Origin of the sequence: Anaerolinea thermophila, from assembly GCF_020723905.1 — a bacterium.
In the GTDB taxonomy this organism is placed as follows: Bacteria; Chloroflexota; Anaerolineae; order Anaerolineales; family Anaerolineaceae; genus Anaerolinea; species Anaerolinea thermophila_A.
Map to the genome: position 1 here is coordinate 271,137 of NZ_DYHZ01000003.1, position 24,933 is coordinate 296,069.

Consider the following 24,933-nt stretch of genomic DNA (forward strand, 5'->3'; position numbering starts at 1 on the left):
CTAAGAGAGTGGAATGAATTTTGCACCTGGAAGAGGGGAGGAGGAAAGGATGAAAAAAATCGCTTTGTTTTTGTGGTTGGGGTTGCTGTTTTTTCTTGCGCTTGCCTGTACCATCAATTTGCCTTTACCCGAGGTGAAATTGATTGAACCGCAAACCTACCTGATTAAGGAACCATATCCAGAACAGGAACCTGCCGAATTAATCATTCGTATGGGGGCAGGGGAGTTATCCCTGAGCGGAGGCGCGAAAAATCTCGTGGAAGGTGAGGTGGAATACAACGTAGAGGGTTGGGAGCCTAAGATTCGACGAGAGGGGCGTGAAGTGCGCATTGAACAGGGTGTGAAGAGTGCCAATTTTAGCCGCGGTGTTCAGAATCTGATTAATCGCTGGGATCTGGAACTGGGAAATCGTCCAATAGATCTGACCGTTGAGGCGGGGGCTTATGAAGGAGATTTGGATTTCTCTGATGTTCCGCTGACTCGCTTGAAAATTACCGATGGCGCCAGCAAGGTTCGGGTTGTGTTCAACCTTCCCAATCCGCAGGTGATGCGCGTTTTCACTTATGAGACCGGGGCTTCCAATGTAACCCTGAAAAAACTCGCGAATGCCAACTTTGAGGAAATGACCTTTAAAGGCGGAGCAGGGAATTTCACTCTGGACTTCAGTGGAAAACTGCAACGTGATGCCAGAGTCTGGATTGATGGTGGTTTGGGGAATATGACCATTATTTTACCGGAGGAGTCCAACTGTCGGATTATTCTTTCCGGTGGTTTGACCAATGTCTCCACCGAAGGCTCCTGGAGTATTCAGGGACAGGAATACCGCACCATGGGAGATGGACCACAACTTCGTATCGAGGTTAATGTGGGCGTGGGAAATTTAAAACTGATTAGCGAATAAATCAATCGGTATAAAAAATGACAAACGGCGCAGGTTATTCTGCGCTGTTTTCGTTATAATCGGTGTTTATGAATTTCTGGATAACACTTGCTATTGTTTTAATAACATATGTCGGCATTGCGCTGGGAAAATGGCCCAAGTTATCGGTCAACCGTACGACACTTACAGTCATTGGGGTTGGAATGCTCCTGGCTTTCAGGCAGATTGCCTTCGAGAATATCCGCGATTATCTGGATGTAGACACCTTAATCTTGCTCTTCAGTATGATGGTGGTAAACGCCCACCTGCAACTTTCTGGATTTTTCCGGGTTGCTGCTCATCTATTGTTTCGCCTGACTCGAGGACCGAGGGTCTTTCTTGCTGTGGAAATTCTTCTGGCGGGTGTACTCAGTGCGCTTTTCCTTAATGATACCATTTGTCTGATGCTCACCCCTCTGGTTTTGAGCCTGTTGTTAAGCCTGGAACGCAATCCCATTCCTTACCTGATTGCTCTGGCAACTGCGGCAAATATAGGCTCTACAGCCACATTAACGGGCAACCCGCAGAACATGATCATTGGTGTTTCTTCAGGTATTCCTTACGCTCAATTTGCCGGAGCACTCACTCCCATAGCACTGTTGGGGTTGGGTGTGGTTTGGGTGGTTTTGGTTCTTTTTTACCCTCAGGAATTTCGAGAAAAACGCTTTCCAGAAATGCCACCCTCACAGTTGAATGTAATGAGACCGCAATTGACAAAGACCTTGCTGGTCATTACCGCGATGTTGGTGGGTTTTCTGGCAGGGATACCGGTGGCTCTGGCGGCTTTTTTAGCGGCGTGCGCACTCTTTTTTACCCGCCGGGTAGACCCGGATAAGGTTTTAGCAGAGGTTGACTGGAGTTTACTGGTTTTCTTTGCGGCTTTATTCATTCTGACCGGCGCTCTGGAAGCCAATGGTATTACCCACCGTTTGTTTGAATTGCTGAACTTTCAGGGTAATTTAAGCGTTCTGGGGCTCACTTCTGTTTCGGTGATCTTGAGTAACCTGGTCTCGAATGTACCCGCTGTGATGCTTTTACGCCCGGTTGTGGCTGGCTCAGCCCATCCGGTGGCTGGGTGGTTGACGCTCGCTGCTTCATCAACGCTGGCGGGTAACTTAACTTTGCTGGGTTCGGTAGCGAATTTAATCGTGGCAGAAATAGCCAGCCGCAGACAGGTGAATTTGACCTTTGGAGAATATACCCGAAGCGGCTTGGTGATCACCATCATTACTCTGGTGATCAGTGTAGTGTGGCTTCAGTGGATGGTTTGGCGTTAAGGTTGAGAGGGGGCATACAGGTGATAACGTTCGATCACCTGAGCCACACCATCAGAAACCATGTAACGGTAGGGGCGTCCAGCGCGTACCCGTTGCCGGATATCATGCGAGGCGATCTGCAGGAGCGGGGCTTCGAAAAAGAACACTTTTTCCCGGATCCCTGGAATGGATGATTCCAGTGTTTTCCAATCTACGGTGACTTCCGGGCGTTTCAGCACACCTACTCCCGCAAGCAGCGCAATCAGTTTTGCCGGTTGATGCCATAAAGCTAAGTCCCGAAGGGAATCTTCCCCCATCAGATAATAAAAATCCACTCCGGGGAACTTTTCTTTCAACAGGCGCACAGTTTCAACGGTGTACTGGGGAGCAGGTAATTCTGCCTCAAGTGTGCTGATCTCAAATTGCTGGTATCCTCTCAGGGCTTCCTGCAACATTTCCATGCGGATGGGAAAGGGGGTAATGGGCATCCCACGTTTATGCGGTGGATCCGGGGTGATTAACCATAATACCCTGTCCAGATGCAACTGCGTTTGGGCTTCTTCCGCCAGTGCTAAATGGGCAATGTGAGGAGGGTCAAAGGTGCCTCCAAGCAATCCAATCCGGGAAGGGGTCAGTCCTGCCATTCCAGTTCGTAGTCGCCAATGAATACCGAATCGCCTTCTTGAATGCCAGCCTTTCGCAAAGCCTCCTCCACGCCGAGCGTTTCAATGAGTTTCTGGAATCGGCGAACAGGTGCTTCGTATTCCCAATACGTCATGGAAGCAGCGCGCTCCAGCGCCCTGGAATGAACTCGCCATCCACCGGGTACTCTCTCAATGGTAAACGCGCGGGGATCTTCTCCCGGGCGGTAAACCGGAAGCACTGGAATCTCTTCCGTTTTGGGTGCTTTCTGGAGCATTTCTGCGGCTTTCCACAACAGTTCCCGTACGCCAGTGCGAGCCAGCGCTGAGATGGCGTAAGGTTCAACCCCGTGTTTGCGCAGTTGTTCCTGGATGTGAGGCCAGCGTTCTTGAACCTCGGGTAGGTCAATTTTATTTAATGCTACAATTAGAGGCTTCTCTGCCAGTTTTTCATCAAACAGAGCCAGTTCTGTATTAATTTGTGAGTAATCTGCCAGTGGGTCTTCCGATAGGCCATCCAGCAGATGAATCAAGACGCGTGTTCTTTGAATATGGCGCAGGAAAGCATCCCCCAATCCAACTCCCTGATGAGCGCCTTCAATCAATCCGGGAATATCAGCAAGGACGAGGGTAGTGTTGATGTCCAGTTCGGCAACGCCCAGATTGGGCTCCAGCGTGGTAAAAGGGTAATCGGCAATTTTGGGTCTGGCGTTCGTGACTGCCGCCAGCAGGCTGGATTTCCCCGCGTTTGGTACCCCAACGATTCCGACATCGGCAATCAGTTTCAATTCCAGTCGTAACACCCGTTCTTCGCCAGGTTCTCCTTTTTCTGCCATTTTCGGCACCTGGTTGGATGGGGTGGCAAAGTGCTGATTACCCCGTCCGCCTCTTCCCCCGCGAGCAACAATTAACCGCTGTCCGGGTTGCGTCAGATCCCCAAGCAGTTCGCCCGTTTCAGCATCTGTGACTACCGTGCCCGGGGGAACGGGAATAACCAGGTCAGGGGCAGATTTCCCGCTCATATTGTTTGGACCTCCGCGGGATCCATCCTGTGCCTGATAGCGGTCTTTGTAACGGAACGCCACAAGGGTATTCAGGGTTGGCTTGACCTCCAGAACTACGTTTCCGCCTTTCCCGCCATCTCCCCCGTCGGGTCCGCCATGCGGTACGTATTTTTCGCGGTGGAAGTGTACCATCCCATCTCCACCGCGACCACCTTTCACCTTAATGATTGCTTCATCAACGAACATATCCCAATTTTAACCGCAAATCGAACCGTGTGCGAGGGGCAATCCTCACACACGGTTCGATTCTATGCTGAAAAGAGTTATTTCTTTCTGCCAAACTTTTCGGAGAGGATGTCCATCAAATCGGGTTTGCCGATTTCCTGCAATTCATAGCGTACCCGCTGAATGGGTTTTTGCACTTTGATCACACGGGTCAGATCAATCGGGGTTGCACTGATTACCAGATCGACATCAGAGCGGTTGATGGTTTCTTCCAAATCTTTCATCTGGGCTTCCCCGTACCCCATGGCCGGCAGAATTGGTCCAGTGGTGGGATACTTATGGTAGGTTTCCAGAATACTGCGAACTGCAAAGGGGCGCGGGTCAACAATTTCTGCAGCACCAAAGCGGCGAGCCGCCACCCAGCCGGCGCCATAAGCCATTTCACCATGGGTCAGCGTGGGACCGTCCTCAACTACCAAAACTCGCTTTCCGCGGATGGCGTTCGCATTTTCAACGAATAATGGAGAGGCCGCTTCAATGAAGATTGCGTTGGGATTGACCGCATACAAACTTTCGCGGACTTTAATGACATCTTCAGGGCGGGCGGTGTCCACCTTGTTCAGGACGAACACATCGGCAGCTCGGACATTGGTTTCGCCCGGGTGATAGGCTAATTCATGACCCGGACGATGGGGGTCAGCAACCACAATGTATAAATCCGGCACGTAGAAGGGGAAGTCGTTATTCCCGCCGTCCCACAGGATGATATCCACTTCCTGCTCTGCCTGGCGGAGAATTTTCTCATAGTCCACACCCGCATAAACAATCACACCATTGTCAAGGTGGGGTTCGTACTCCTCGCGTTCTTCAATGGTGCATTCATGCTTATCCAGATCCGCATAGGTTTCAAAACGCTGGACGGCTTGCTTCACCAGGTCACCATAAGGCATGGGGTGGCGAATGGCGGCAACCTTGTAGCCCAGTTCACGCAGAATCAGGGAGACGCGGCGTGTAGTCTGGCTTTTACCAGAGCCAGTGCGTACAGCGCAAACAGCCACAACAGGTTTGGAAGATTTCAACATGGTGGCTTTTGTACCCATCAGGCGGAAATCAGCCCCTGCGGCAAGCACGGTGGAGGCTTTGTGCATGACGTACTCGTGCGGCACATCGCTGTAAGCGAAAACCACCTGATCCACTTTCAATTCTTTGATCAGCCGAACAAGATCGCTTTCAGGATAAATTGGAATGCCTTTGGGGTATTGTGGACCAGCCAGTTCGGCAGGATAAACTCTGCCTTCAATGTTGGGAATTTGGGTTGCTGTGAAAGCAACCACTTCATATTCCGGATTCCCGCGGAAGAAGACATTGAAATTATGAAAGTCTCTTCCTGCAGCGCCCATGATGATGGTTCGAATTGGTGCCATAGTGTGACCTTTCTCTCCTTATCAGGTGATATTTCGAAAAAACAAGCGTTTGTATTGGAGAACTACAAACGCTTGTGATTTCCTACATGACCTCTGGGGCATGGATTCCCAAAAGCCCTAAAGCATTCGCAATGGCCTGCCGGGTTGCGGCTACCAGTCGGAGCCGTCCATTACGGATGGGTTCCTCGGCAGTCAAAACTGGACATTCGTTGTAAAAATCGCTAAAGGTTTTTGCCAGTTCATATGCCGCATTGGCAATATGTAACGGCTTTAATTCACTCGCGGCTCGCTGGACTTCTTTCGGGAAGCGAGAAATCAAATCAATTAATTGCAGTTCGGAAGGCATCATGGCGTAGTTGATTGCTGCTTCGGTTGGGATGCCGCCGCCTTTGCGCAAAATACTGGAGGCCCGTACGTGGGCATATTGAATGTAAGGCGCCGCCTGTCCGTTGAAGTCCAGGGCTGTTTGCCAATCAAAGGTAACGATTTTTGTGTTTTCTCTTGCCAGCATGGGGTACTTAATTGCCCCGATACCGACAGCCTGGGCAACCTGTTGTTTTTGTTCCGGGGTAAGTTCTGGATTCTTTTCTTCTACCACCTGCAAGGCTCGAGAAGTGGCTTCACGGATGAGGTCTTCCAGTAAAACGACAGTTCCTTCACGGGATGCCATCACCACATTACCGGGTAAATTGACCAGTTCGTAAGGAATATGCTGGCAACGAGTAGCCCATTCATATCCTGCCAGTTCCAGGGTCTTGAAAACCTGCTGGAAATGGAGAGATTGACGGACGTCCACCACATAATAAGAGCGGTGCAGGTTTGGATAATCGGAAAACTTGCGCTTGGCAAGCGCCAGATCTTCGGTGGCGTAAAGCGCAGTATTATCCGAGCGCAGGATGACCAGCACGCGGTACTTTTCTTCGTTCAGTCCCAGCAGTTCATCCAGTTTGACAATAACCGGTCCTTCAGGTCTCTCGTCTCTGGCAATGCCTTTCTGGATGAGTTCTTCAACAACTTCCTTACCGGGGTGTTCCACCATGCTGTTGAAGTAGTAAATATCAAAATGGATATCGAGGATTTTGTACATTTCCCGAAAACCCTGCAGAGACCATTCCCGGGTTTCTTCCCATAATTGCACAATCTCCGGATCGCGTTTATCCCAGCGGGCATACAGTGCACGGACTTCGCTTTCCAGTTCAGGGTTTTCTTCCAGCCGTCGGTTGGCTTCTGCGTACAGATCCCCCATCCAGCGCGTGGTTGCATCAGCAGGTGGTTTTTCTCCAGCATGGAATTTCATGTAATTCCACAGCCACTTAATCACATGGAGCCCAATATCACCTGGATAATTGGCGCGGATGACATCGTAACCGGCAAATTCCAGAATGCGACTGATGGAATCTCCAAGGATGGCGCTTCTCAAATGTCCAACATGAAACGCTTTATGCGTATTGGGCTGGGAAAATTCCACCATCACCTGTTGATTCAGGCGGGTTCCTTTTCCAAACGCTGAGCCTTCTTTGAGGACCTGGTCAATCACCCGTTGAGCATATTCCCTGGATGAGAAGTAAAGGTTTAGATACCCCTTAATGGCTTCCACCCGTTCAAACCCTGCCGGTGTGCCCAACGTTCGGGCTACTTCTTCAGCCAGTTCTTGCGCCCGAATGGGAACCTGCACGTTTTTCCCCTGACGGGCTTCTTGTGCGGCTACGGGGAAAAAAGGCGCTGCAATTCCCCAGGCGCCATTGAAGGGAATCCATCCCCAGGTCAGTTTTACATCCTGAATACCTTTATCCCTCAGGATTTGAAGAATTTTCTCTTCTACTTGTTGCTTTTCTGCTTCAAACATGATGAATTCTTTCCGCGTGATGGTGTAAACACCCATAAGAAGAAAAAGCGGGAGGATCATCTCCCGCTGCCGACCTCTCTGATGAGGGCGCTGTGATGTATGACAAAGCTCACCCGGTGGAAACCGGGGATCGAACAAGGGTTACTTTGCCAGTGCTGCAAGACGCTTCATCAGGCGGCTCTTGCGGCGGGCGGCATTATTCTTATGGATGACACCCTTTGAGGCTGCACGGTCAAGCGATGAAATCGCCAGTAATACAGCCTGTTTGGCTTCTTCCACCGACTGGGTGGCAATGGCTTCCCGGGCTTTCGCAATGGCCGTGCGCGCCTTTCCACGAACGATGCGGTTGCGAATGCGTCGTTTCTCGTTTTGTTTATTGCGCTTGATTTGAGACTTAATGTTCGCCAACTTTCCAATCCTCCAGATAATTTCCACAATCGCGACGATGGATTTTAATCCAGACCTTGCCTTTTGTCCAGAGAAAATTTGAAAAAACTGCGGGGGAATTTAACGCCCCCGCAGTTGACTTTTCCTGACAAAGGGGTTACTTATCCAGTAAGGCTGCTACGCCAGGTAAGACCAGCCCTTCAAGCATTTCCAGAGAGGCACCGCCACCCGTTGAAATGTGGGTAATTTTGTCTGCCAGGCCGGATTTCTGAACAGCGGAAGCAGAATCCCCGCCGCCCACAATGGAAATGGCATTGCTTTTTGCCAGCGCTTCGGCGATTCCGAAAGTCCCCTTGGCAAATGTGGAGACTTCAAAGACGCCCATAGGACCATTCCATACCACTGTAGCGGCATTTGCAATGACCTTTCCATAGGATTCGACCGTTTCCGGTCCGATGTCCAGAATCATCCAGTCATCGGGGATAGGCCCAACCGGCACAACTTTGGTCTCTGCGCCTTCTTCCATGGATTGAGCAATGACCACATCAACCGGCAGGCGAAGTTTTGTACCACCCTGGGCAATTAATTCACGTGCCAGATCAAGTACTTCATCCTCAACCAGCGATTTACCCAGTGGGTATCCCTGGGCTTTAAAGAATGTATTTGCCATACCGCCGCCAATCAGGATGGTATCGGCTTTGGTGAGCAGGTTCTTAATCACACCGATTTTATCGCTCACTTTGGCGCCGCCTAAAATGGCAACAAATGGACGCTTGGGATTTTCAATAGCCTGGGAGAGGTATTGGATTTCCTTTTCCATCAGGAAACCTGCCACTGCAGGCAGGAAGCGTGCCACACCCTCAGTGGAAGAATGGGCGCGGTGAGCACTCCCAAATGCATCATTGACGTATATATCCGCAAGGGCAGCCATTTTCTTCGCCAGTTCAAGGTCATTCTTCTCTTCTTCTGGATGGAAGCGGGTGTTTTCCAGCACCAACACGTCACCGGGTTTAAGAGTGGCGGCGGCTTTTTCGGCAGGCTCTCCTACGCAATCTTCAGCAAAAGCAACCGGTTTGCCCATTAATTTAGACAGGTATTCAGCAACCGGTTGCATTGAATACTTGGGGTCTGGTCCGCCTTTGGGCCTACCAAGATGCGAGAAGAGAATTACAGCGGCGCCTTGTTCCAGCAGATATTCGATGGTGGGTAATGCCGCGCGGATACGGGTATCATCCTGAACCACGCCGTCCTTGATAGGTACATTGAAATCTACCCGAACCAGGACTTTCTTTCCTTTGACATCAATATCCCGAACAGATTTTTTGTTGAACATATTCAACCTCACTGGTCAATACAGGAATTGTCCGCCCTCTTGAAATAGAGGGCGGACAAGTTTTGGGTAAAAATTACAGTTTCTTCGCCATCATGGCTGCCAGGTCAGCAGTGCGGCAGGAATAACCCCATTCATTGTCGTACCAGGTGACGACTTTGATCAGATTTCCACCCATGACCATGTTGGAGGGCAGGTCCACAATCGAGGAGCGCGGATCGCCCTTGAAGTCCATGGACACCAGCGGATCCATGTATTCACCGGTGGTTACGCCTAAAATTCCTTTCAGGGCGCCATTGGCGGCTTCCACGAAAGCAGCATTCAATTCTTCCTTGGAAGTTGCCTTTTCAACCGTTGCGGTGAAGTCAACAATCGAAACCGTTGGAGTGGGAACACGCAGAGCATAACCGTCGAATTTACCCTTCAGGTCAGGGATAACCAGTGCCACGGCTTTGGCCGCGCCAGTAGTGGTGGGGATAATGTTCAGTCCGGCGGCGCGGGAGCGGCGCATTTCTTTCTTATGCCCCTGATCCAGAATCACCTGGTCGTTGGTGTAGGAGTGGATGGTTACCATCACGGCGTTCAGGATGTGGAACTTTTCATGCACAACTTTAGCAGCGGGAGCCAGACAGTTAGTGGTGCAGGAAGCATTCGAGACAATGTGATGTTTGGCGGGATCGTATTTGTCATCGTTTACGCCCATCACAATGGTGATATCTTCATTTTTTGCCGGTGCGGAAATGATAACCTTCTTGGCACCTGCCTGCAGGTGTGCATTTGCACCCGCCTTGCCCTTTGCGGGATCACCCAGGGCGTCGGTGAACACGCCGGTGGATTCAATGACGATATCAACACCCAGATCCTTCCAGGGAAGTTTGGCGGGGTCTTTCTCGGCTAACACTTTGACCGTCTTACCGTTGATGACCAGATCCGTCCCGGAAACTTCCACAGTTCCGTTAAAAATGCCGTAGTTAGAGTCATACTTGAACAGATGAGCGTTGGTTTTGGCGTCGAACAGATCATTGACGGCAACCACTTCCAGTTCGTTGGGGTATCGTTCCATGATGGCTTTTAATACCTGGCGACCGATACGTCCAAACCCGTTAATACCAACTTTGACAGTCATGAAAACCTCCTTTTGAAGTCTAATATTGACATGCACAGGCATGTGTTTTCCGGTTTTTTATCTGAATGATCAATCCCCTTATGTCCAGACAAACCCCTCTAATTATATACGATTTTCAAGATTCGACATTGTTCAAGTTTTCACGAATATTTAAGGGACCTGTTCGTTCTTCAAAGATTTCCATAATCGTCATGGCAAGTTTGTGAGGATCGTGTCGAGTTGGATTTTGTGCATCCACCAGATCAGCACAGTACACGGGATAGATTTGCCTGAATTCATCCCCTGCCAGTACCCATTGAACACCATCGGGAAGAACTTGCCTGGTGTTATGGTTGCAAAGAATGACATCAAAAATTCCCTCGCCAATGTATTGTTCAATAGTTTTTACATGATCTTCGCAGGTAAAGGAATCGGTTTCACCGCGCTGGGTAGCCACGTTGCAGATGAAAAATTTCAGCCCACGACTGACACGGATGGCTTCAGCAATATCAGATACCAGCAAATTGGGAAGGATGCTGGTAAACAAACTCCCGGGACCAATCAGAATCAGGTCGGCATTGAGAATGGCTTGAATGGCAGGGGGATAGGCTTTCGGATTATCAGGTTCAAGCCATACCCGCCGGATTTTGCCATTGACCTCTGGAATCCGACTTTCTCCCAGAATGTGAACTTCTCTGCCGCGGTCCGGAAGTTGAATATCCGCAGCCAGACGGACGTCATGCAGGGTTGAAGGATAAACCCTGCCACGGACTGCCAGGACTTTTCCTGATTCGGCTATGGCTTGTTCAAAACTTCCGGTGATTTCCGTCATCGCGGTGATGAACAGATTCCCCATGGAATGCCCGGTAAGCCCGTTGCTTCCAGAGAATCGGTACTGAAACAAATGCGTCATCAGGGTTTCGTCGTTTGCCAGTGCCGCCAGACAGTTGCGAATATCCCCCGGAGGAAGTACTCCCAGAGTGCGTCTTAACTCTCCGGACGATCCCCCATCATCGGCAACGGTCACAATGGCGGTGATGTTGTGGGTGAACGTTTTAATGCCTCTTAACAGGCTGTACAGGCCAGTTCCACCGCCAATGGCAACAATTCGGGGACCGCGCTCTCGTTTGCGGAATTCAGAGAGGGAATCCAGTACCCGTTTTCCCGGTTGTAAGAAAGGGGAAAGCAGGGTTTTGTTGAATCCCCACAATCCGAAAAGCAACAATCCCAGTCCAATACCCCCGAAGATAAGCACGCGAAGCGGACGGGTCAGGAATCGAAGCGCCAGAAAAGACACAGCCGGTAGCCACCAGGTGTCAGGGGCGTTGCGGTAGAAATCGAGTAAAAGCATGGCAATCCCCACACCAATGAAGGTGTTGCCTAACATGATCAACAAAAGCCAGCGTTTCAGCCCTACGCCGGGGGAAAGCCAGCGGAGTTCCCGTTGAACCGTTTTAAGAACAGTTCGATAGAAAGATTTGCGCGAGTTTGGCATACGCGGTAGAATATAGCAGTGATTTGAGTTTGAGTCAACAATGTGAACCTGAAGGATGAGGCAGGATAATCATTATGGACTATTACATCGCGGTAGATATTGGGGGAACCCAGTTGCGGGCTGCGTTGTATCCCGAAGGAGAGCAAAAAGCCGTTTCTCAGAAGCGCATCCCCACACAAGCCAGAGATCAATCTGCGGTTGATCGTCTTCTGGAACTTATCAAGACCGTTCTACCTGCACATGGGAAAGTCAAAGCGATTGGTATGGCGGCACCGGGTCCCCTCAACCCTAAAACAGGTATTTTATACGCCGCTCCAAATATTCCCGGATGGGTCAATCTTCCATTGGCGCAGATTGTTCAGGATCGCTTCAAGATTCCAACATTGTTGGGAAACGATGCTAACCTTGCAGCCATGGGAGAATGGAAGTTTGGCGCAGGTCGTGGATACCAGCATTTGCTGTATATGACGGTCAGTACAGGAATTGGTGGCGGAGTGATCGAGGACGGAAAACTGTTGCTGGGATATAAAGGACTGGCCGCAGAAATTGGGCATATCACTGTAGATCCCAGTGGGCCCCTGTGCGGTTGTGGACAACGGGGGCATCTGGAGGCGCTGGCATCCGGGACAGCAATTGCCCGTTATGTTACTGAACAACTGGCTCGTGGGGTGCCTTCTTCTATGGCGGAATTGTCCACTGTATCTGCGCGGGATGTCAGTCTGGCAGCAGAACAGGGTGATCCACTGGCTCGTGAAGCCCTTGCCCGGGCAGGAGGATATCTTGGGCGGGCAATTGCGGATTTCTTGCACTTATTCAATCCACAGATTGTAATTATCGGTGGAGGAGTTTCACGGAGTGGTAAGTACCTGCTCGACCCTCTGAGGGAGGCTATTGCCGCCTACGTCATTTCGCCAGAGTATCTCCATGGCCTGGTGGTCACGACCGCTTCTCTTGGAGATGATGCAGGGCTTTTAGGTGCTCTGGCACTTGCTCAAACTGTAGAATAAGATAAGAACGAAGGAAACGGAGGGATCCCGCCCTCCGTTTTTATTATTTTATTAACTACCCGAGCCCCTTGTTCATTGGCAAAATTTGGGTGGATTTGCTACACTAGTGGAGGAAATCCCAATTCATCTCAGAAACGTTCAGGAGGCAATCTGGTATGGTGACAAGGCTTAAACTTCCCGGTGTGGTGGCTCGATCCATGATAGAACGCGATCATCGTGTCATTTCCCCTTCATATCCTCGAGGATATCCTTTTGTGATGGACCATGGAAAAGGTTGTGAGGTATGGGATGTAGACGGAAATCGTTTTCTGGATTTTGCAGCGGGGATTGCGGTAAATTCAACCGGACACAGCCATCCCAGGGTAGTGAAAGCGATTCAAGAACAAGCCGAAAAGTTTTTACACATCTCATCCGATTTCTATCATGAGAACTGGATCAGGCTGGGTGAGGCGTTAAATGAGATTGCTCCATTCAATGAACCTGCGGTTTCCTTTATGACCAATTCAGGCACAGAAAGCGTGGAAGCAGCCATCAAACTGGCACGATATGTCACAGGAAGGACGCAATTTATCGGTTTTCTGGGAGGTTTTCATGGACGTACTATGGGAGCCGTAACGTTCACTGCCAGCAAGAATCATTATCATCGGGGCTTTTTCCCGTTGATGAATGGGGTTACCCATGTGCCATATCCTGATCCATACCACCCGGTGTTACAAAGCCTTCCGGGGGAAAGGTATGGAGAAACTGTTGTCCGTTATATCGAAGAACAGGTACTGGCAAAAGTGATACCCCCTGAGGATGTTGCGGCTATCCTCGTTGAACCGATTCAGGGAGAGGGTGGTTATATTGTCCCGGCAGATGGTTTCTTCCCGGCTTTGCGCCAATTATGCGATCGATATGGAATTCTTCTGATCGTTGATGAAGTACAGTCTGGCATGGGACGTACGGGAAAGTGGTGGGCAATTGAGCATTTTGGGGTGGAACCTGATATTGTCTGTGCGGCAAAAGGGATTGCCTCTGGCTTGCCGCTGGGCGCCATGATTGCCCGGAAGCGCTTGATGAAGTGGCAAAAAGGCGCGCACGGTAATACCTTTGGGGGAAATCCACTCTCATGTGCGGCGGCATTGGCAACGATTGAATTAATTGGGAATGAATACATGCAAAATGCTGCTGAAGTAGGCGCATATACTCTGGAAAAATTGCGGGAAATGGCACTTCGTCATCCAGTAATCGGGGATGTACGGGGGATCGGTTTAATGATCGGGATAGAATTTGTTAAGGATCGGGAAACCCGAAAGCCTGATGAACAGTTTAGAGACCGGGTAGTGGATCTGGCTTTTGAGCATGGATTGCTCTTACTGGGTTGTGGAAAGAGTGTGATTCGCATTTCTCCGCCGCTTTGTATTACCCGTCAGGAAATCGATGAAGGATTAGGGATCATCGAAAGGGCTATTCAACTGGCAGAGGAAGCATGTTAGAACCGCTATTGCCTGATTTTCGCGTCCGACAGCGTGATTACTTGCTGGAAATTGCTCGAGCGTTAACGCAGGAACTGGATTTAAAAAAATTACTCGGGCGAATACTTCGCATAGCCATTGAGATGCTGGCAGGGCAGGCAGGGTTGATTGCCTTACGCGAAGAAGAAGGCGGCTGGCGGGTGGTGGTGACTCAGGGCATTCCTATGCCTTTCTTGCGTGCCATTGAAAATGTACTGGCTAATGTTCCCGCTGATGAAGACCCTGAACAGTATGAACTACCTGAAATCAATCGCCAGGTAAACGAACTGGCACAGGCCGCCAGCATGGGGTTACTCCACGGGATTGTCTTGCCTTTGGTTACGCTCCAGCGTGTGGTCGGGCTGATTGTTATCTTTCGTTCTTATGCCGGCAGTTTTACGGCAAATGATATAGCCTTATTAAGTAGTTTTGCCGATCAGGCGGCAATCGCAGTACAAAATGCCCAGTTATACACCCAAACTACACTGGAAAAAGAGCGCCTTAATGCATTGTTAGATTCTCTTGCCGATGGGATTTTGATTCTCCACCCGGATAATCGCATCGAGCGATGTAACCCGGCAATTTCTCGGATGCTTAATATGCCGCTGGAAAAAATTCGCGGAAAACGCCATGAAGAAATAATCCGCTGGAGCAAGCCACCTCAGGGCATTACACTTGAACAGGCTGAATCGGATGGCTGGCCCCTGACTCCGCATGCGTACCTCTATGTGGAAGGTGATCTTGCCCGTCCAGGATTAGCCCCTTTACCGGTAGGAATTACTTATGTTCCTCTGATTTCCTCTGAAAACCGTCTGGTCAATATCATCGCGACGGTGAGAGATATCACCCGCTTTCGGCAGGCAGAGGAGCTCAAATCTACTTTCATCTCCATTGTCAGTCACGAACTCAAAACGCCGGTGGCATTAATCAAGGGGTATGTAAGCACTCTGAGACGAGAGGATGCTTCCTGGGATCCGGAAATTATCCAGGATAGCCTGAAGGTAATTGAAGAAGAAGCCGACCGGTTGGCAGTGATGATTGAAAACTTGCTGGATGCTTCCCGCTTACAGGCTGGGGGCCTTACGTTAAAAAGAAGCGATTTGTCTCTCCCAGACCTGGCTCAGAGGGTGGCTCAAAGAATGCAAACGCAAACATCTTCTCATCGCATTGTGGTAGATTTTCCCGATGATTTTCCCATTGTACTTGCTGATGAAGGCAGGATTCAACAGGTGCTCACGAACTTGATTGGAAACTCCATCAAATATGCTCCAGGCGGTGAGGTGCGTATTCATGGAGAGGTGCGCGGCAATCAGGTCATTGTTTGCGTCAGCGATGAAGGTCCCGGTATTAACCCGGAAGATGTCCCTCATGTATTTGATCGTTTTTATCGTAACCCTGAAGCCGCAAAAGTAACGAAGGGGGCAGGGTTAGGTTTGTACCTCTCCCGTGCCATCATCGAAGCCCACGGAGGAAGAATCTGGGTGGATAGTCATCCCGGTCAAAAGGGGGCTCGTATTTGTTTTACATTGCCCAGAGATTAATCGCCTGTTTCGCACTTCGCAGAGTGGTATAATCCCATCATCTTTCTATTTAAGGATTCCCTATGGCAAAAATTCAAACTTCTTGCCCACGATGCCGCCAGCCTGTTCTTGCTGAAGTAGAGCAGTTGCTGGATATGAATGTTGATCCAAAAGCCAAACAGCGCCTTCTTTCGGGTACTTACAACCGTGCGGTGTGCCAGAACTGTGGATATGATGGGCCCATTCCCATGCCTCTGGTCTATCACGATCCTGAAAAAGAGTTGTTATTAACCTATTTCCCTCCCGAACTGGGACTTCCTTTGAAGGAACAGGAACGGATTTTAGGCCCTTATATTAAACAGGTTACCGAACGCCTCAAGCCAGAAGAACGCAAAGCCTACCTTTTCCGCCCGCAGTCCATGTTCACCATGCAAACCATGATTGATCGGGTACTGGAAGCGGATGGCATTACCAGGGAAATGATTGAGAAATCTCAGAAACGTCTTAACCTGATTCAACGTTTACTGAATGCCACGCCTGCTTCTCGCCCGGAAATTGTCCGGCAGGAAGAAGAAACTATGGATCAGGAATTTTTCCAGATGATTGGACAATTTATCGAAGCATCACTGGCGGGAGGAGATCGGGCTACCGCTCAGGCTTTGGTGAATTTGCAGAAGGAAATTCTTCCATTGACTGCTCTGGGACAACAAATCTTATCTGATTCTGCGGCTATTCAAACAGCCTTGCAAGAACTCCAGGAAGCGGGCAAACGCGGTCTTACCCGGGAAGGCTTGCTGGAATTAATGCTGAAACAGACAAGCCCTGCCGCGGTTGAAGCACTGGCGCGTGTTACTGTTTCTGGTCTGGATTATGAATTTTTCAACATCCTCAGCAGCCGTATGGAAAATGCTCCCGATGATGAGAAAAAACGCTTACAGGAACTTCGGGACAAGTTATTGGCAATGACCCAGGAAGTCAACCGGCAAATTCAGGAGCAGATGCAGTCTGCTCGAAAACTGGTCGAAAATCTCCTTAATGCGCCCAATCTGGAAGCGGCTCTGGAAGAAAATCTTGGCTCGCTGGATGAGTTTTTCGCCGAAGCCTTGCGCGAGGCGCTGGATAAGGCTCGTCAGGATGGCGACCTTGAGCGCAGTGCCAGGATTCAGAAAATCGTAAACATACTGCAGGAAGCCGCGAAACCGCCTGCTGAGTACGAACTGATTGAAGACTTGCTCAGCGCTCGGGATGATGTAGCCCGTCGCGAATTGCTCGAAAAGAACGAAGAAAATATTTCGCCTGAATTTCTTCAGATCCTGTCTGGACTCGTTTCTCAGATGCAGGAACAGGGACAGGAAGAACTGGCTCATCAACTGGAAGGTGTTTACCGGCAAGCCTTGCGCTTCAGTATGGAAATGAATATGAAAAAGGGGTAACCCCTAAATATCTTCCTCTTGTTTTATGGGGCTGTCTTTGAAGACAGCCCCTGTTTTATTCATTCAGCAGGCGGGTTATCCAGACGCAATCCATGACCTCGCACAGTCAGGATATAGTGATGGTGTGGATCAATTTCTGCAAGCCGTTCCCGTAACCTTCTTACCAGTGCATCAAAGGCTTGTTCGGTGACTCCAAAGGCTTCTTCTCCCCAAACGGCTTGAATCAATTCTTCGCGAGAAACCACTTCTCCCTGCTGTTTTTCCAGGGTTTGTAACAGTCGAAATTGCTGTGCAGATAACGGTGGCAGAACTTCCTTCCCGTTAAGCCAGAGACGACGAGATCGTTCATCCAGTCTCAGACGATATCCTCTCGTATGTGGAGGGATAAAGGCATTGCCTAAAGGCAGGGTAGCATCCGAAACAAGAAAAGTGAAATGCTGCACCAGGGCAACCTGAAACACATCTCCATCTTGGAGAGACACAGGATCTTCAACGCGCTTACCCAGGTAATAGGTGCCGTTTTTACTTCCTAAATCCTCCAGCATGGCTCCATTGGGGAGGGGAGATACCCGTGCGTGATAACGGGAAATCTGGCGGTCAGGAATAACGATGTCACAGGAAGGATCCCGACCGATAAGCAGGGATTTTTTCATTGTCCATCGTTGTCCATTCAGGGGACCTGTGGAAGCCACAAGCAAAGGCGCCTCTGTGCCGCTCTGTGTCATGTAATCCCTCCGATACGGTATAATATATCAAAGAATCATACTTTTGATAACCCTGCAGCGGGTCGTCCGAATAAAACCCAGACAATTACGCCGAATTAAAATTGTCTGAGGTCTGTGTTCAACAGGTAGGAGGAGATGCCAGTTCCGATTAAGCCGGGAGAGGTGCTGCGAGGGCGTTATAAGATTCGCCGGGTGATTGGTCAGGGGGGAGTGGGTTGTATTTACCTGGCGGATGATTTACGCCTGGAAGGTCGCACCTGTGCATTGAAGGAAGTGGAACATGATCGTTCTCTGCCCCCCGATTTACTTCGGGAGGCGCGGGAGCAGTTTTTACGTGAAGCCACCATCCTGGCGCGTCTGGATCATCCCAACCTGCCCAAGGTTTCCGATTTTTTCTCTGTGGGGAACCGTGACTATCTGGTCATGGATTATGTCCCTGGAAAAGATTTACGCACCTTAATGGTAGAGGCTCGTCAGGCGGGAACATTTTTAGCCGAAGAAGATGTGCTGGCGTGGGCAAGTCAACTGTGTGATGCGCTTGAATATCTGCATGGTCAAAACCCTCCCATCCTTCATCGCGATATCAAGCCCAGCAACTTGAAATTAACCCCCAGTGGATTGTTAAAACTGGTAGATTTTGGTCTGGTGAAACTGGCTGCGCCGGGTGAAGTGACTATTACCATTCTTCAAGGACAGGGCACTGCCCTTTACACCCCTCTGGAACAATATGGTGGTGATAGTGGGCATACTGATGTGCGTTCTGATATCTACGCCTTTGGGGCTACTCTATATCATTTACTCACCAATCATCCCCCGGCAGATGCCAGAGAGCGTTTTCTGAACCCTGAAAAACTCATTCCTCCAAGGCAACTGAATCCTGCTGTCTCTCAGAGAACCGAGCGAGCAATTTTATGGGCAATGTCTTTACATCCTGATGAACGTCCTGAATCGGTGACCCAGTTCCGTTCAGCCTTATTGGGGGATTATGCTCCCGTTTCGCGCCCTCTTCCCCGGGTATCCACGCAACGTTCTGTTTGGGGGTTCCTACGGTTTCCCCTGGAGAGAACTTTGCTGGGAACCTCTTTAATGCTGATGGCACTGGGTTTGCTGATTACCCTGTTACGGTAAATTTTGGGGAGTCCTGGGTGATTCTCCTGATCGAACATATTGACGGCTGATTCCATACCATCCTGAGCCAACCAGTATACCGACGAATATCCCGATGCCAGTTACCCCAACAATTCCTTTCCAGGATTGGGCAAGTACTTCATGGCTACCCGGGAAGCCCAGCGCAAGGTAAAGGTACGAAAATGTACCTCCTAGAAGGATCATTAACCCAATTCTGACCGCCCAGCGTGAAGAATGAATCAATTGCAGAGAAGCCCAACCACCAGTAAGTGCCCCTCCAATGGTCAAAAGGGTGGAGAGTAGCCACAATCCGATCGTTGGGGTGCCTTGAGATTTCGGTGGCTCAGGAGTGGATGTTGGGGTGATTTCTGGCGTCAAAGTGAGAGTGGGGGTGGGGGTTTCTGTAGGGACAGGGGTAGGTAAAATGGCTGTAACCACAGCCCCTTCGGTATTACTTACATCCAGTCGAAGAATATTGGAATTCATGGCAGGTTCACTGGTTACGCGGATTTCCAGCAAGCCTGCTCGTTCAATTCGATAAGACGCGCGAGCGATTCCGCCTTGAGTTACCGTTTCTATCAATTGGGCTATCCCTGTTTCCCCTCCCGAAGAGAAATGGAATCGAACAGGAGTACCGTCTGGAACGGGATGGCGGTTGTGATCCAAAATAACCCCTGTTTTCAACGGAATGATATCTCCTACCTTGAAGGTGGGAACAGGCGTTGCTTCGGAATTTCCGCCTGGCTTCACCATACCTTCTGGTATATCCAGTTGTAAACTGATAATCTGATTGGGGTCAGGAGTAGTTGCTTCTATGAGATCATAACCAATCCCTGGAATGGAGACCGGTGAGGCTCCTGAAGGGATCATCTCCTGGAAAAGCAGACGGGCGGCAATTTCGATGAAGGGTGAGGTTTTCCCATATAGGGCATAGTAAGCGTTGAGTTTACTGATGTCGGTAGCATCCAGGTAGTAGGGTGCGTTGAAGGCAAACACAATGATTTTTTTATTCCGAATCCAGTCAGGCTTTTCTGATAACAATTGCCGTAATGCGCCTGATTCTGGCCGGCTGGAAGATTCGTTCAGGGTGGAGAAAATCAACCAGTCTGCCAGTTGCACATCGCGTACCAGTGTTTCTGTTCCCTCCTGGTTGCGGAGGGCTTGCCAGAGCTCTAAAAAGGAGTAAGAACTCACCCGGTTAGAAGAAACTTGCGCTCCGGCTTGAGGCCCATATAGTTGCAAAACTGCGTTCTGCAAAGCATTAATGGCAGGGCTGGGTTTTTCCGCACAGGTGTTGCATTGTCGAGCAAGAATCGTGTCTGTAAAGAAGACCAGGCGCTCTCTTGGCTGGGGTGGGGAAGGCAAAACATTGATGAGTTCGTTAAAATCTGGACTGATCAATGTTGCTGCACGGGCGGCTACATCAAAGGTGATTTTTTGGGATTTACCAATGGCACCAAGGTTGGATTCGGATGGAACAATTTGTTCAAAATCAAAACCGGGATATAAGCGGAACTTCAAGGTCAGGATCCGTTCTACGGATTCATCTACCCTCTGTGCAAATGTGGGATCTTCATTGTATTTCTGAATGAACGATTCTAAAATGCGTGTCAGGGTGGTGTATGAATCGGGGTCTCCACTGGAAACCAGCGAGTCAATGTAAAGAATGTCATTACCCGCAAGAAAAGCATTTCGAGCAATCTGGCGGGCATCGAAGTTTGTTCCACTGGGATCAAAAAAACGCTGAATGGCTGGACTGCCTAAATTATCGCTGACGATTACACCACCGTTTCCCCGCCACTGCGCAAATTCAGGCAGACTCAAAATTTCATTCAAAGCCGTGCGATCAAAACTCAATGGGTTTGTGGTCGCGCGGATATTTTTCTGAAATCCTTGATATCGAATGTGAGAAAGCAACAAGCCGTCAGTTGTAGAGGCTGATGGGATTGGTTCACTGGTCACTGCGATGAACGGTGCCAGTTCAACTTGTTTTAACTGCTCAAAGGTTTTCCGAACGGTGGCTATTTCTTCTTCCGGCTGCCGATCTGAACTTCCCCGGCCCGGGAAATGTTTGGCGATGACTGCCATTTTCTCCCCGCTCCCTTGATGAATGCCGGCAATGTAGGCTTTTCCCATTTCGCTGACCCAGTAGGGGTCCCCGCCAAATGTACGCGAACCGAGGTCTTCTTTCCCTATCGCATAGGGAACATCCAGTACATCCAATGAAGGTCCAAAAATCAGATTGAATCCCAGAGCGCTGAGTTCACTGCCAAGCACTGCCCCTACCTGTTGAGCGATGCTGGTATCCCAGGTCGCTCCAATTGCCATTAGATTGGGTAGAGGGGTCAGACTGGAAAGGATCTGGTCATGGGGAGCAAGGTCGCCTTCTTGGGAAATCCCTATAAAAAGGGGGATATATTGTGGAATGGTTTGCCCTTCACTTTGAGATTGATTCCACTCAATTTCCTGTAGCGTTCGGATTAGATTGAAAGTGCTCAGCAGTAAACTTTCCTGATCGTTAAAGTTGTTATTCTTTCGCAGTAAAACGACTCCTCCGATGTGATAGCGGGTGATCAGGGTATAAATTGGAGATTCAGGTGTTATATTTGTTCCTTGGAAAGAAACCAGGAATAGTTGACCAATCCGTTCTTCAGGGGTAAGTTTTTCAAGCAGATTGCGTGCTTTTTGCCTTGGGTTATCGGCTTGAGGAAGTGAATTGGCTGAGGCAAGAGGAAAGATGGCTGTTAAAAGTACAGCCACAAGAAGAAGGATCAAAATAGGGTTATGACTTCTCTTCATAAAGCATATCTGTTTTATGAATGGATAATTTTTTCAAAAAGACTCGAATCGATATTTCCTCCACTGATAATTAAGGTGGCAGGGAATTCTTGTACTTTTCCGCTCATCACGGCAGCCAGGGTTACCGCTGCAGAGCCTTCGATACGTTCCTGAAAATTTTCCCATGCATAACGGATGGCTTGAGCAATTTCGATTTCCGATACCAGTCGGATATCAAAAAGATGTGATTTCACCAGGGGAATGGTGATAGAGCTCTCTTCTAAATCGCCAGCCAGACCATCTGCGAGACTTTTCCATTCTACCACTTTCTCTTTGTTTCCCTGGTGAAAAAGTGCGTGAAAATAAGGCGAGGCTTCTGACTGAATACCAATCACCTTGGGGGGATTGGGTAAATGCTGTATCGCCAGAGCAATTCCTGCGGCTAATCCACCGCCACCAACCGGCACTACCACACTTTCAGGGATATTTTCTGCCCATTGCTCAATCAGTTCTACTCCAATCGTAGCCTGTCCGGCAATTACCTGCGGGTCATTATAGGGAGAAATCCATGTCATCTTATGACGTTGGGCGTATTCTATTGCGGCTTGTTCAGCGTCGGCATAATTCCCGGAGACGAACCGCACGTCGGCACCCCATGCCCGCATCTGTTCCACCTTGAGAGCAGAAGCATTCTCATATGTGAAAACAATGCAAGAAGTTCCCAGTCTTTTGGCAGCATAAGCCACACCCTGCCCGTGGTTGCCAGCGCTGGCACAGACCAATCCTCTTTCTAATTCCCATTCTTCCAGAGAAAAGGCTCTGTTCAGCGCTCCTCTTACTTTGAAGGAACCCGTAATCTGGTGATTCTCCCATTTGAAGGAAAGAGCGGTTTGTTCATCCCATGTTAATGGCGTTTGAATCACCTCATTTTTTAAGCGTAGATAAGCCTGTTCAATCCACTCCTTCGGAAACATCATCGTCCTAAAACCTCACGGGCGAGAAGCGGATCATCGGTGATCAGTCCGTCCACCCCATGTTGAACCAGTTCTTGCATGGCGTTGAACTGGTTCACCGTCCACACGTTGATTCTCCGTCCTTTCTGATGTTGCTTTTGAATGAACACTGGTGTGGCATCCGTATAATAAGGATGGATAAATTCAGGTGAAAGACCACGCATTATAAAAGACCTTGCCCACCATCCGCTTCGACCTTCCAGTGCGAGAAGGGCTACCGGGACTTCGGGAAGAATTTGACGCGCGCGCATGAGATTTAACGGATGAAAAGAGGAAAATAATACCCGCTCTTCCAGATGATGTTTCTTCACCAGATGACAGACTTTTTCTACCAGTGCATCTGTAGGCGTGGTGTAATTCGTTAATTCCACGTTTATCAGCAGAGATGGGGCAATTTCAACGAAAACCTCTTCCAGTGTGGGAATAGGTTCATTGCTAAATTTTGGAGAGAAGAACCTGCCGGCGTCTAGTTGTTTCAATTCAGCCAGAGTCAACCGATGAACCCATCCCTTTCCATTGGTTGTTCTGTCCACTGTGGGGTCGTGAATCACCACCACATGACCATCTGCGCTGAGTTTGGCATCCAGTTCAACGGCATCTGAACCCTGCTCAATGGCAAGGCGAAAGGCGGCAAGGGTGTTTTCGGGAGCATAGGCACAGGCTCCCCGATGAGCAATGATAAGGGGATCGTGTCGAAGGCGAAATTCGTTCATAGTTCTACAAAGTAAGATTTAGCGGCTCGATCGATCAGTTCCCGACTCATTTCCGGTTCAACGTTCAGGTATCCGGCAATATCCAGGATCTGATCGCATAAATCACGAGGATGATTGGCGCGCAGTTTTCGGTTACGCTTTACATACCATTCCTGAAGCAGGTAGGCTAACCCCTGATCGGAATAGGTAACCCCCTTGGCGGCAGCAACCCGACGGAAAATTTCCCGGTATTCCTCGTAGGAAGGATCCTGAATTTCAATTTTATGGCGCAATCTGCGTAGGAAGGCCTCATCGACCAGTTCTTTGGGTGGCAGGTTGGTGGAGAACACTACCAGCACATCGAATGGAATCTCGATCTTCCGACCGGTATGCAGGGTTAGATAATCAATGCGGTTTTCCAGAGGTACAATCCAGCGGTTGAGCAAATCTCGTGGGCGCACCATTTGACGTCCAAAGTCATCAATCAACAAGATGCCGCCATTGGCTTTAACCTGGAAGGGGGCTTCGTAATACTTTAGCGTATCGTCAAAGACCAGATCCAGCCCGGCAAGGGTCAATTCACCACCTGTGACAATAAAAGGCCGATGGATACGTACCCAACGGGGGTCGCGGCGAGAACCGGCTTTCAGCGTGCCCGTTCCCTGATAGGTGGTGTCTTCCTCTTGCACCAGTTTGTGATTGACGGAATCATATAACTTGATAACCTGCCCGTCTACATAGATGGCATAAGGAATGTAAATGCTTTGAGCCTGGAGCATGTTGCCAATGGCGCGGGCAATGCTGGTCTTGCCGTTACCCGGAGGACCATACAGGAATATTGACGTTCCGGAGTTTACTGCCGGGCCCAGTGCCTGAAAGGTATTTTCGTTAAGCACCAGTCCCGAAAGGACCTGCCTCATCACCCGGCTGGTAACCTGAACGCGCGAACGCGCCTGCCGTAATACCGACTCCACGTATACCCCTAAAGGAACAGGAGCAGGTCCCGCATATTGACTGCGTTCCAGGGCTTCTCGAGCGCGAGCAATTCCTGCACCGGTGATGGCGTAGAGATAGGCACCCTCCCCAAGTCCCATTTGAGAGGATCTCACCTCAATGAGTTTCTCACGCTTAAGGGTTTCCACGATCTGGTCAACAACACCCGAAAAGGGCAGGGCGATTTCCTCAGCAATTTTGTACCCGGTCAGGTATCCCTGGAAATACATCACCTTGAGAACTAAATCCTGAAGCCATAAAGGGGAAAGACCAGTATCTTCCAGATTGACAATGGGAGGTGGGGTAAAGGGTGGGGCAGAGGGCCCTGTAGGTGTTGCAGGTTTTGCTCCCGATTTCATGGGTGCATTTGTCATAGATGACCTCCCTGAAACAAGCCAAATTTGGGTAGAACAGCGAATAGTTTCTTTTGATTATAGCATGCTGTAAACGGGATGCCCTCACACAAAGGGATTTTCCCTCTTTACGAATACCTTTCAGTTCCCTGAAATGGATATA

Annotated in this window: 20 protein-coding genes; 7 read left to right on the forward strand and 13 right to left on the reverse strand. The window is 49.6% G+C overall.

Annotated elements, in window-relative coordinates:
• The first annotated feature begins 49 nt into the window (after positions 1-49).
• Positions 50-901 (forward strand): toast rack family protein, encoded by an 852-nt coding sequence (locus tag LHF31_RS06020; RefSeq protein ID WP_303773846.1) that lies wholly within the window; start codon positions 50-52, stop codon positions 899-901.
• Positions 902-969: 68 nt separating this feature from the next.
• Positions 970-2,196: an anion transporter gene (locus LHF31_RS06025; RefSeq protein WP_303773848.1), complete on the forward strand. Its 1,227-nt coding sequence runs from the start codon at positions 970-972 to the stop codon at positions 2,194-2,196.
• Here LHF31_RS06025 and nadD read toward each other — a convergent pair.
• The 8 genes from nadD to yvcK all read right to left on the reverse strand — a co-directional run bounded on the left by nadD (position 2,193) and on the right by yvcK (position 11,632).
• Positions 2,193-2,819, reverse strand: coding sequence for a nicotinate-nucleotide adenylyltransferase (gene nadD, locus LHF31_RS06030; protein WP_303773850.1), 627 nt, complete (start codon positions 2,817-2,819; stop codon positions 2,193-2,195). The genes LHF31_RS06025 and nadD overlap by 4 nt on opposite strands.
• On the reverse strand, positions 2,807-4,066 hold the full coding sequence (obgE, locus tag LHF31_RS06035) for a GTPase ObgE (RefSeq protein ID WP_303773852.1): 1,260 nt from the start codon (positions 4,064-4,066) through the stop codon (positions 2,807-2,809). The genes nadD and obgE overlap by 13 nt, the downstream gene beginning before the upstream one ends.
• A gap of 77 nt (positions 4,067-4,143) precedes the next feature.
• Entirely contained in the window at positions 4,144-5,469 is a 1,326-nt protein-coding gene (locus LHF31_RS06040) for a cyclic 2,3-diphosphoglycerate synthase (protein ID WP_303773854.1), read from the reverse strand.
• A gap of 82 nt (positions 5,470-5,551) precedes the next feature.
• Complete coding sequence (gene argS, locus LHF31_RS06045; RefSeq protein ID WP_303773856.1) at positions 5,552-7,315, reverse strand: arginine--tRNA ligase; 1,764 nt, start codon at positions 7,313-7,315, stop codon at positions 5,552-5,554.
• Between the two features lie 141 nt (positions 7,316-7,456).
• Positions 7,457-7,723: a 30S ribosomal protein S20 gene (rpsT, locus tag LHF31_RS06050; protein ID WP_298004528.1), complete on the reverse strand. Its 267-nt coding sequence runs from the start codon at positions 7,721-7,723 to the stop codon at positions 7,457-7,459.
• Positions 7,724-7,859: 136 nt separating this feature from the next.
• Positions 7,860-9,035 (reverse strand): phosphoglycerate kinase, encoded by a 1,176-nt coding sequence (gene pgk, locus LHF31_RS06055; protein ID WP_298004531.1) that lies wholly within the window; start codon positions 9,033-9,035, stop codon positions 7,860-7,862.
• A 73-nt stretch (positions 9,036-9,108) separates the two neighbouring features.
• Positions 9,109-10,158, reverse strand: coding sequence for a type I glyceraldehyde-3-phosphate dehydrogenase (gap, locus tag LHF31_RS06060; RefSeq protein WP_303773860.1), 1,050 nt, complete (start codon positions 10,156-10,158; stop codon positions 9,109-9,111).
• Between the two features lie 115 nt (positions 10,159-10,273).
• A complete protein-coding gene (gene yvcK / locus LHF31_RS06065) occupies positions 10,274-11,632 on the reverse strand; it encodes a gluconeogenesis factor YvcK family protein (RefSeq protein WP_298010105.1) in 1,359 nt (452 codons plus the stop codon).
• A gap of 74 nt (positions 11,633-11,706) precedes the next feature.
• On the opposite strand from yvcK, the gene LHF31_RS06070 reads away from it, so the two are divergent.
• The 4 genes from LHF31_RS06070 (at position 11,707) to LHF31_RS06085 (ending at position 17,088) form a co-directional block, all read left to right on the forward strand.
• On the forward strand, positions 11,707-12,639 hold the full coding sequence (locus LHF31_RS06070; RefSeq protein ID WP_303773862.1) for an ROK family protein: 933 nt from the start codon (positions 11,707-11,709) through the stop codon (positions 12,637-12,639).
• A 155-nt stretch (positions 12,640-12,794) separates the two neighbouring features.
• Entirely contained in the window at positions 12,795-14,117 is a 1,323-nt protein-coding gene (locus LHF31_RS06075; protein WP_298010098.1) for an acetyl ornithine aminotransferase family protein, read from the forward strand.
• Positions 14,111-15,676: an ATP-binding protein gene (locus LHF31_RS06080; RefSeq protein ID WP_298010096.1), complete on the forward strand. Its 1,566-nt coding sequence runs from the start codon at positions 14,111-14,113 to the stop codon at positions 15,674-15,676. The genes LHF31_RS06075 and LHF31_RS06080 overlap by 7 nt, the downstream gene beginning before the upstream one ends.
• Before the next feature lie 62 nt (positions 15,677-15,738).
• On the forward strand, positions 15,739-17,088 hold the full coding sequence (locus LHF31_RS06085; RefSeq protein WP_298010093.1) for a CpXC domain-containing protein: 1,350 nt from the start codon (positions 15,739-15,741) through the stop codon (positions 17,086-17,088).
• A 59-nt stretch (positions 17,089-17,147) separates the two neighbouring features.
• Here LHF31_RS06085 and LHF31_RS06090 read toward each other — a convergent pair whose 3' ends face one another.
• Positions 17,148-17,813: an FHA domain-containing protein gene (locus LHF31_RS06090; RefSeq protein ID WP_303773865.1), complete on the reverse strand. Its 666-nt coding sequence runs from the start codon at positions 17,811-17,813 to the stop codon at positions 17,148-17,150.
• Positions 17,814-17,948: 135 nt separating this feature from the next.
• On the opposite strand from LHF31_RS06090, the gene LHF31_RS06095 reads away from it, so the two are divergent.
• A complete protein-coding gene (locus tag LHF31_RS06095) occupies positions 17,949-18,941 on the forward strand; it encodes a serine/threonine-protein kinase (RefSeq protein WP_298008329.1) in 993 nt (330 codons plus the stop codon).
• On the opposite strand, the gene LHF31_RS06100 is transcribed toward LHF31_RS06095, so the two are convergent.
• Genes LHF31_RS06100 through LHF31_RS06115 form a run of 4 tightly spaced genes read right to left on the reverse strand, consistent with a single transcriptional unit; the run spans position 18,933 to position 24,791 of the window.
• Positions 18,933-21,740: a glycoside hydrolase family 3 N-terminal domain-containing protein gene (locus LHF31_RS06100; RefSeq protein WP_303773868.1), complete on the reverse strand. Its 2,808-nt coding sequence runs from the start codon at positions 21,738-21,740 to the stop codon at positions 18,933-18,935. The genes LHF31_RS06095 and LHF31_RS06100 overlap by 9 nt on opposite strands.
• A gap of 14 nt (positions 21,741-21,754) precedes the next feature.
• The gene (locus LHF31_RS06105; protein ID WP_298008323.1) at positions 21,755-22,696 is read right to left on the reverse strand and encodes a threonine/serine dehydratase; all 942 of its coding nucleotides are present in this window, start codon (positions 22,694-22,696) and stop codon (positions 21,755-21,757) included.
• Complete coding sequence (locus LHF31_RS06110) at positions 22,693-23,445, reverse strand: glycerophosphodiester phosphodiesterase family protein (RefSeq protein ID WP_298008320.1); 753 nt, start codon at positions 23,443-23,445, stop codon at positions 22,693-22,695. The genes LHF31_RS06105 and LHF31_RS06110 overlap by 4 nt, the downstream gene beginning before the upstream one ends.
• On the reverse strand, positions 23,442-24,791 hold the full coding sequence (locus LHF31_RS06115; protein ID WP_298008317.1) for an AAA family ATPase: 1,350 nt from the start codon (positions 24,789-24,791) through the stop codon (positions 23,442-23,444). Before LHF31_RS06115 ends, LHF31_RS06110 begins: the two co-directional genes overlap by 4 nt.
• Positions 24,792-24,933: the final 142 nt, after the last annotated feature.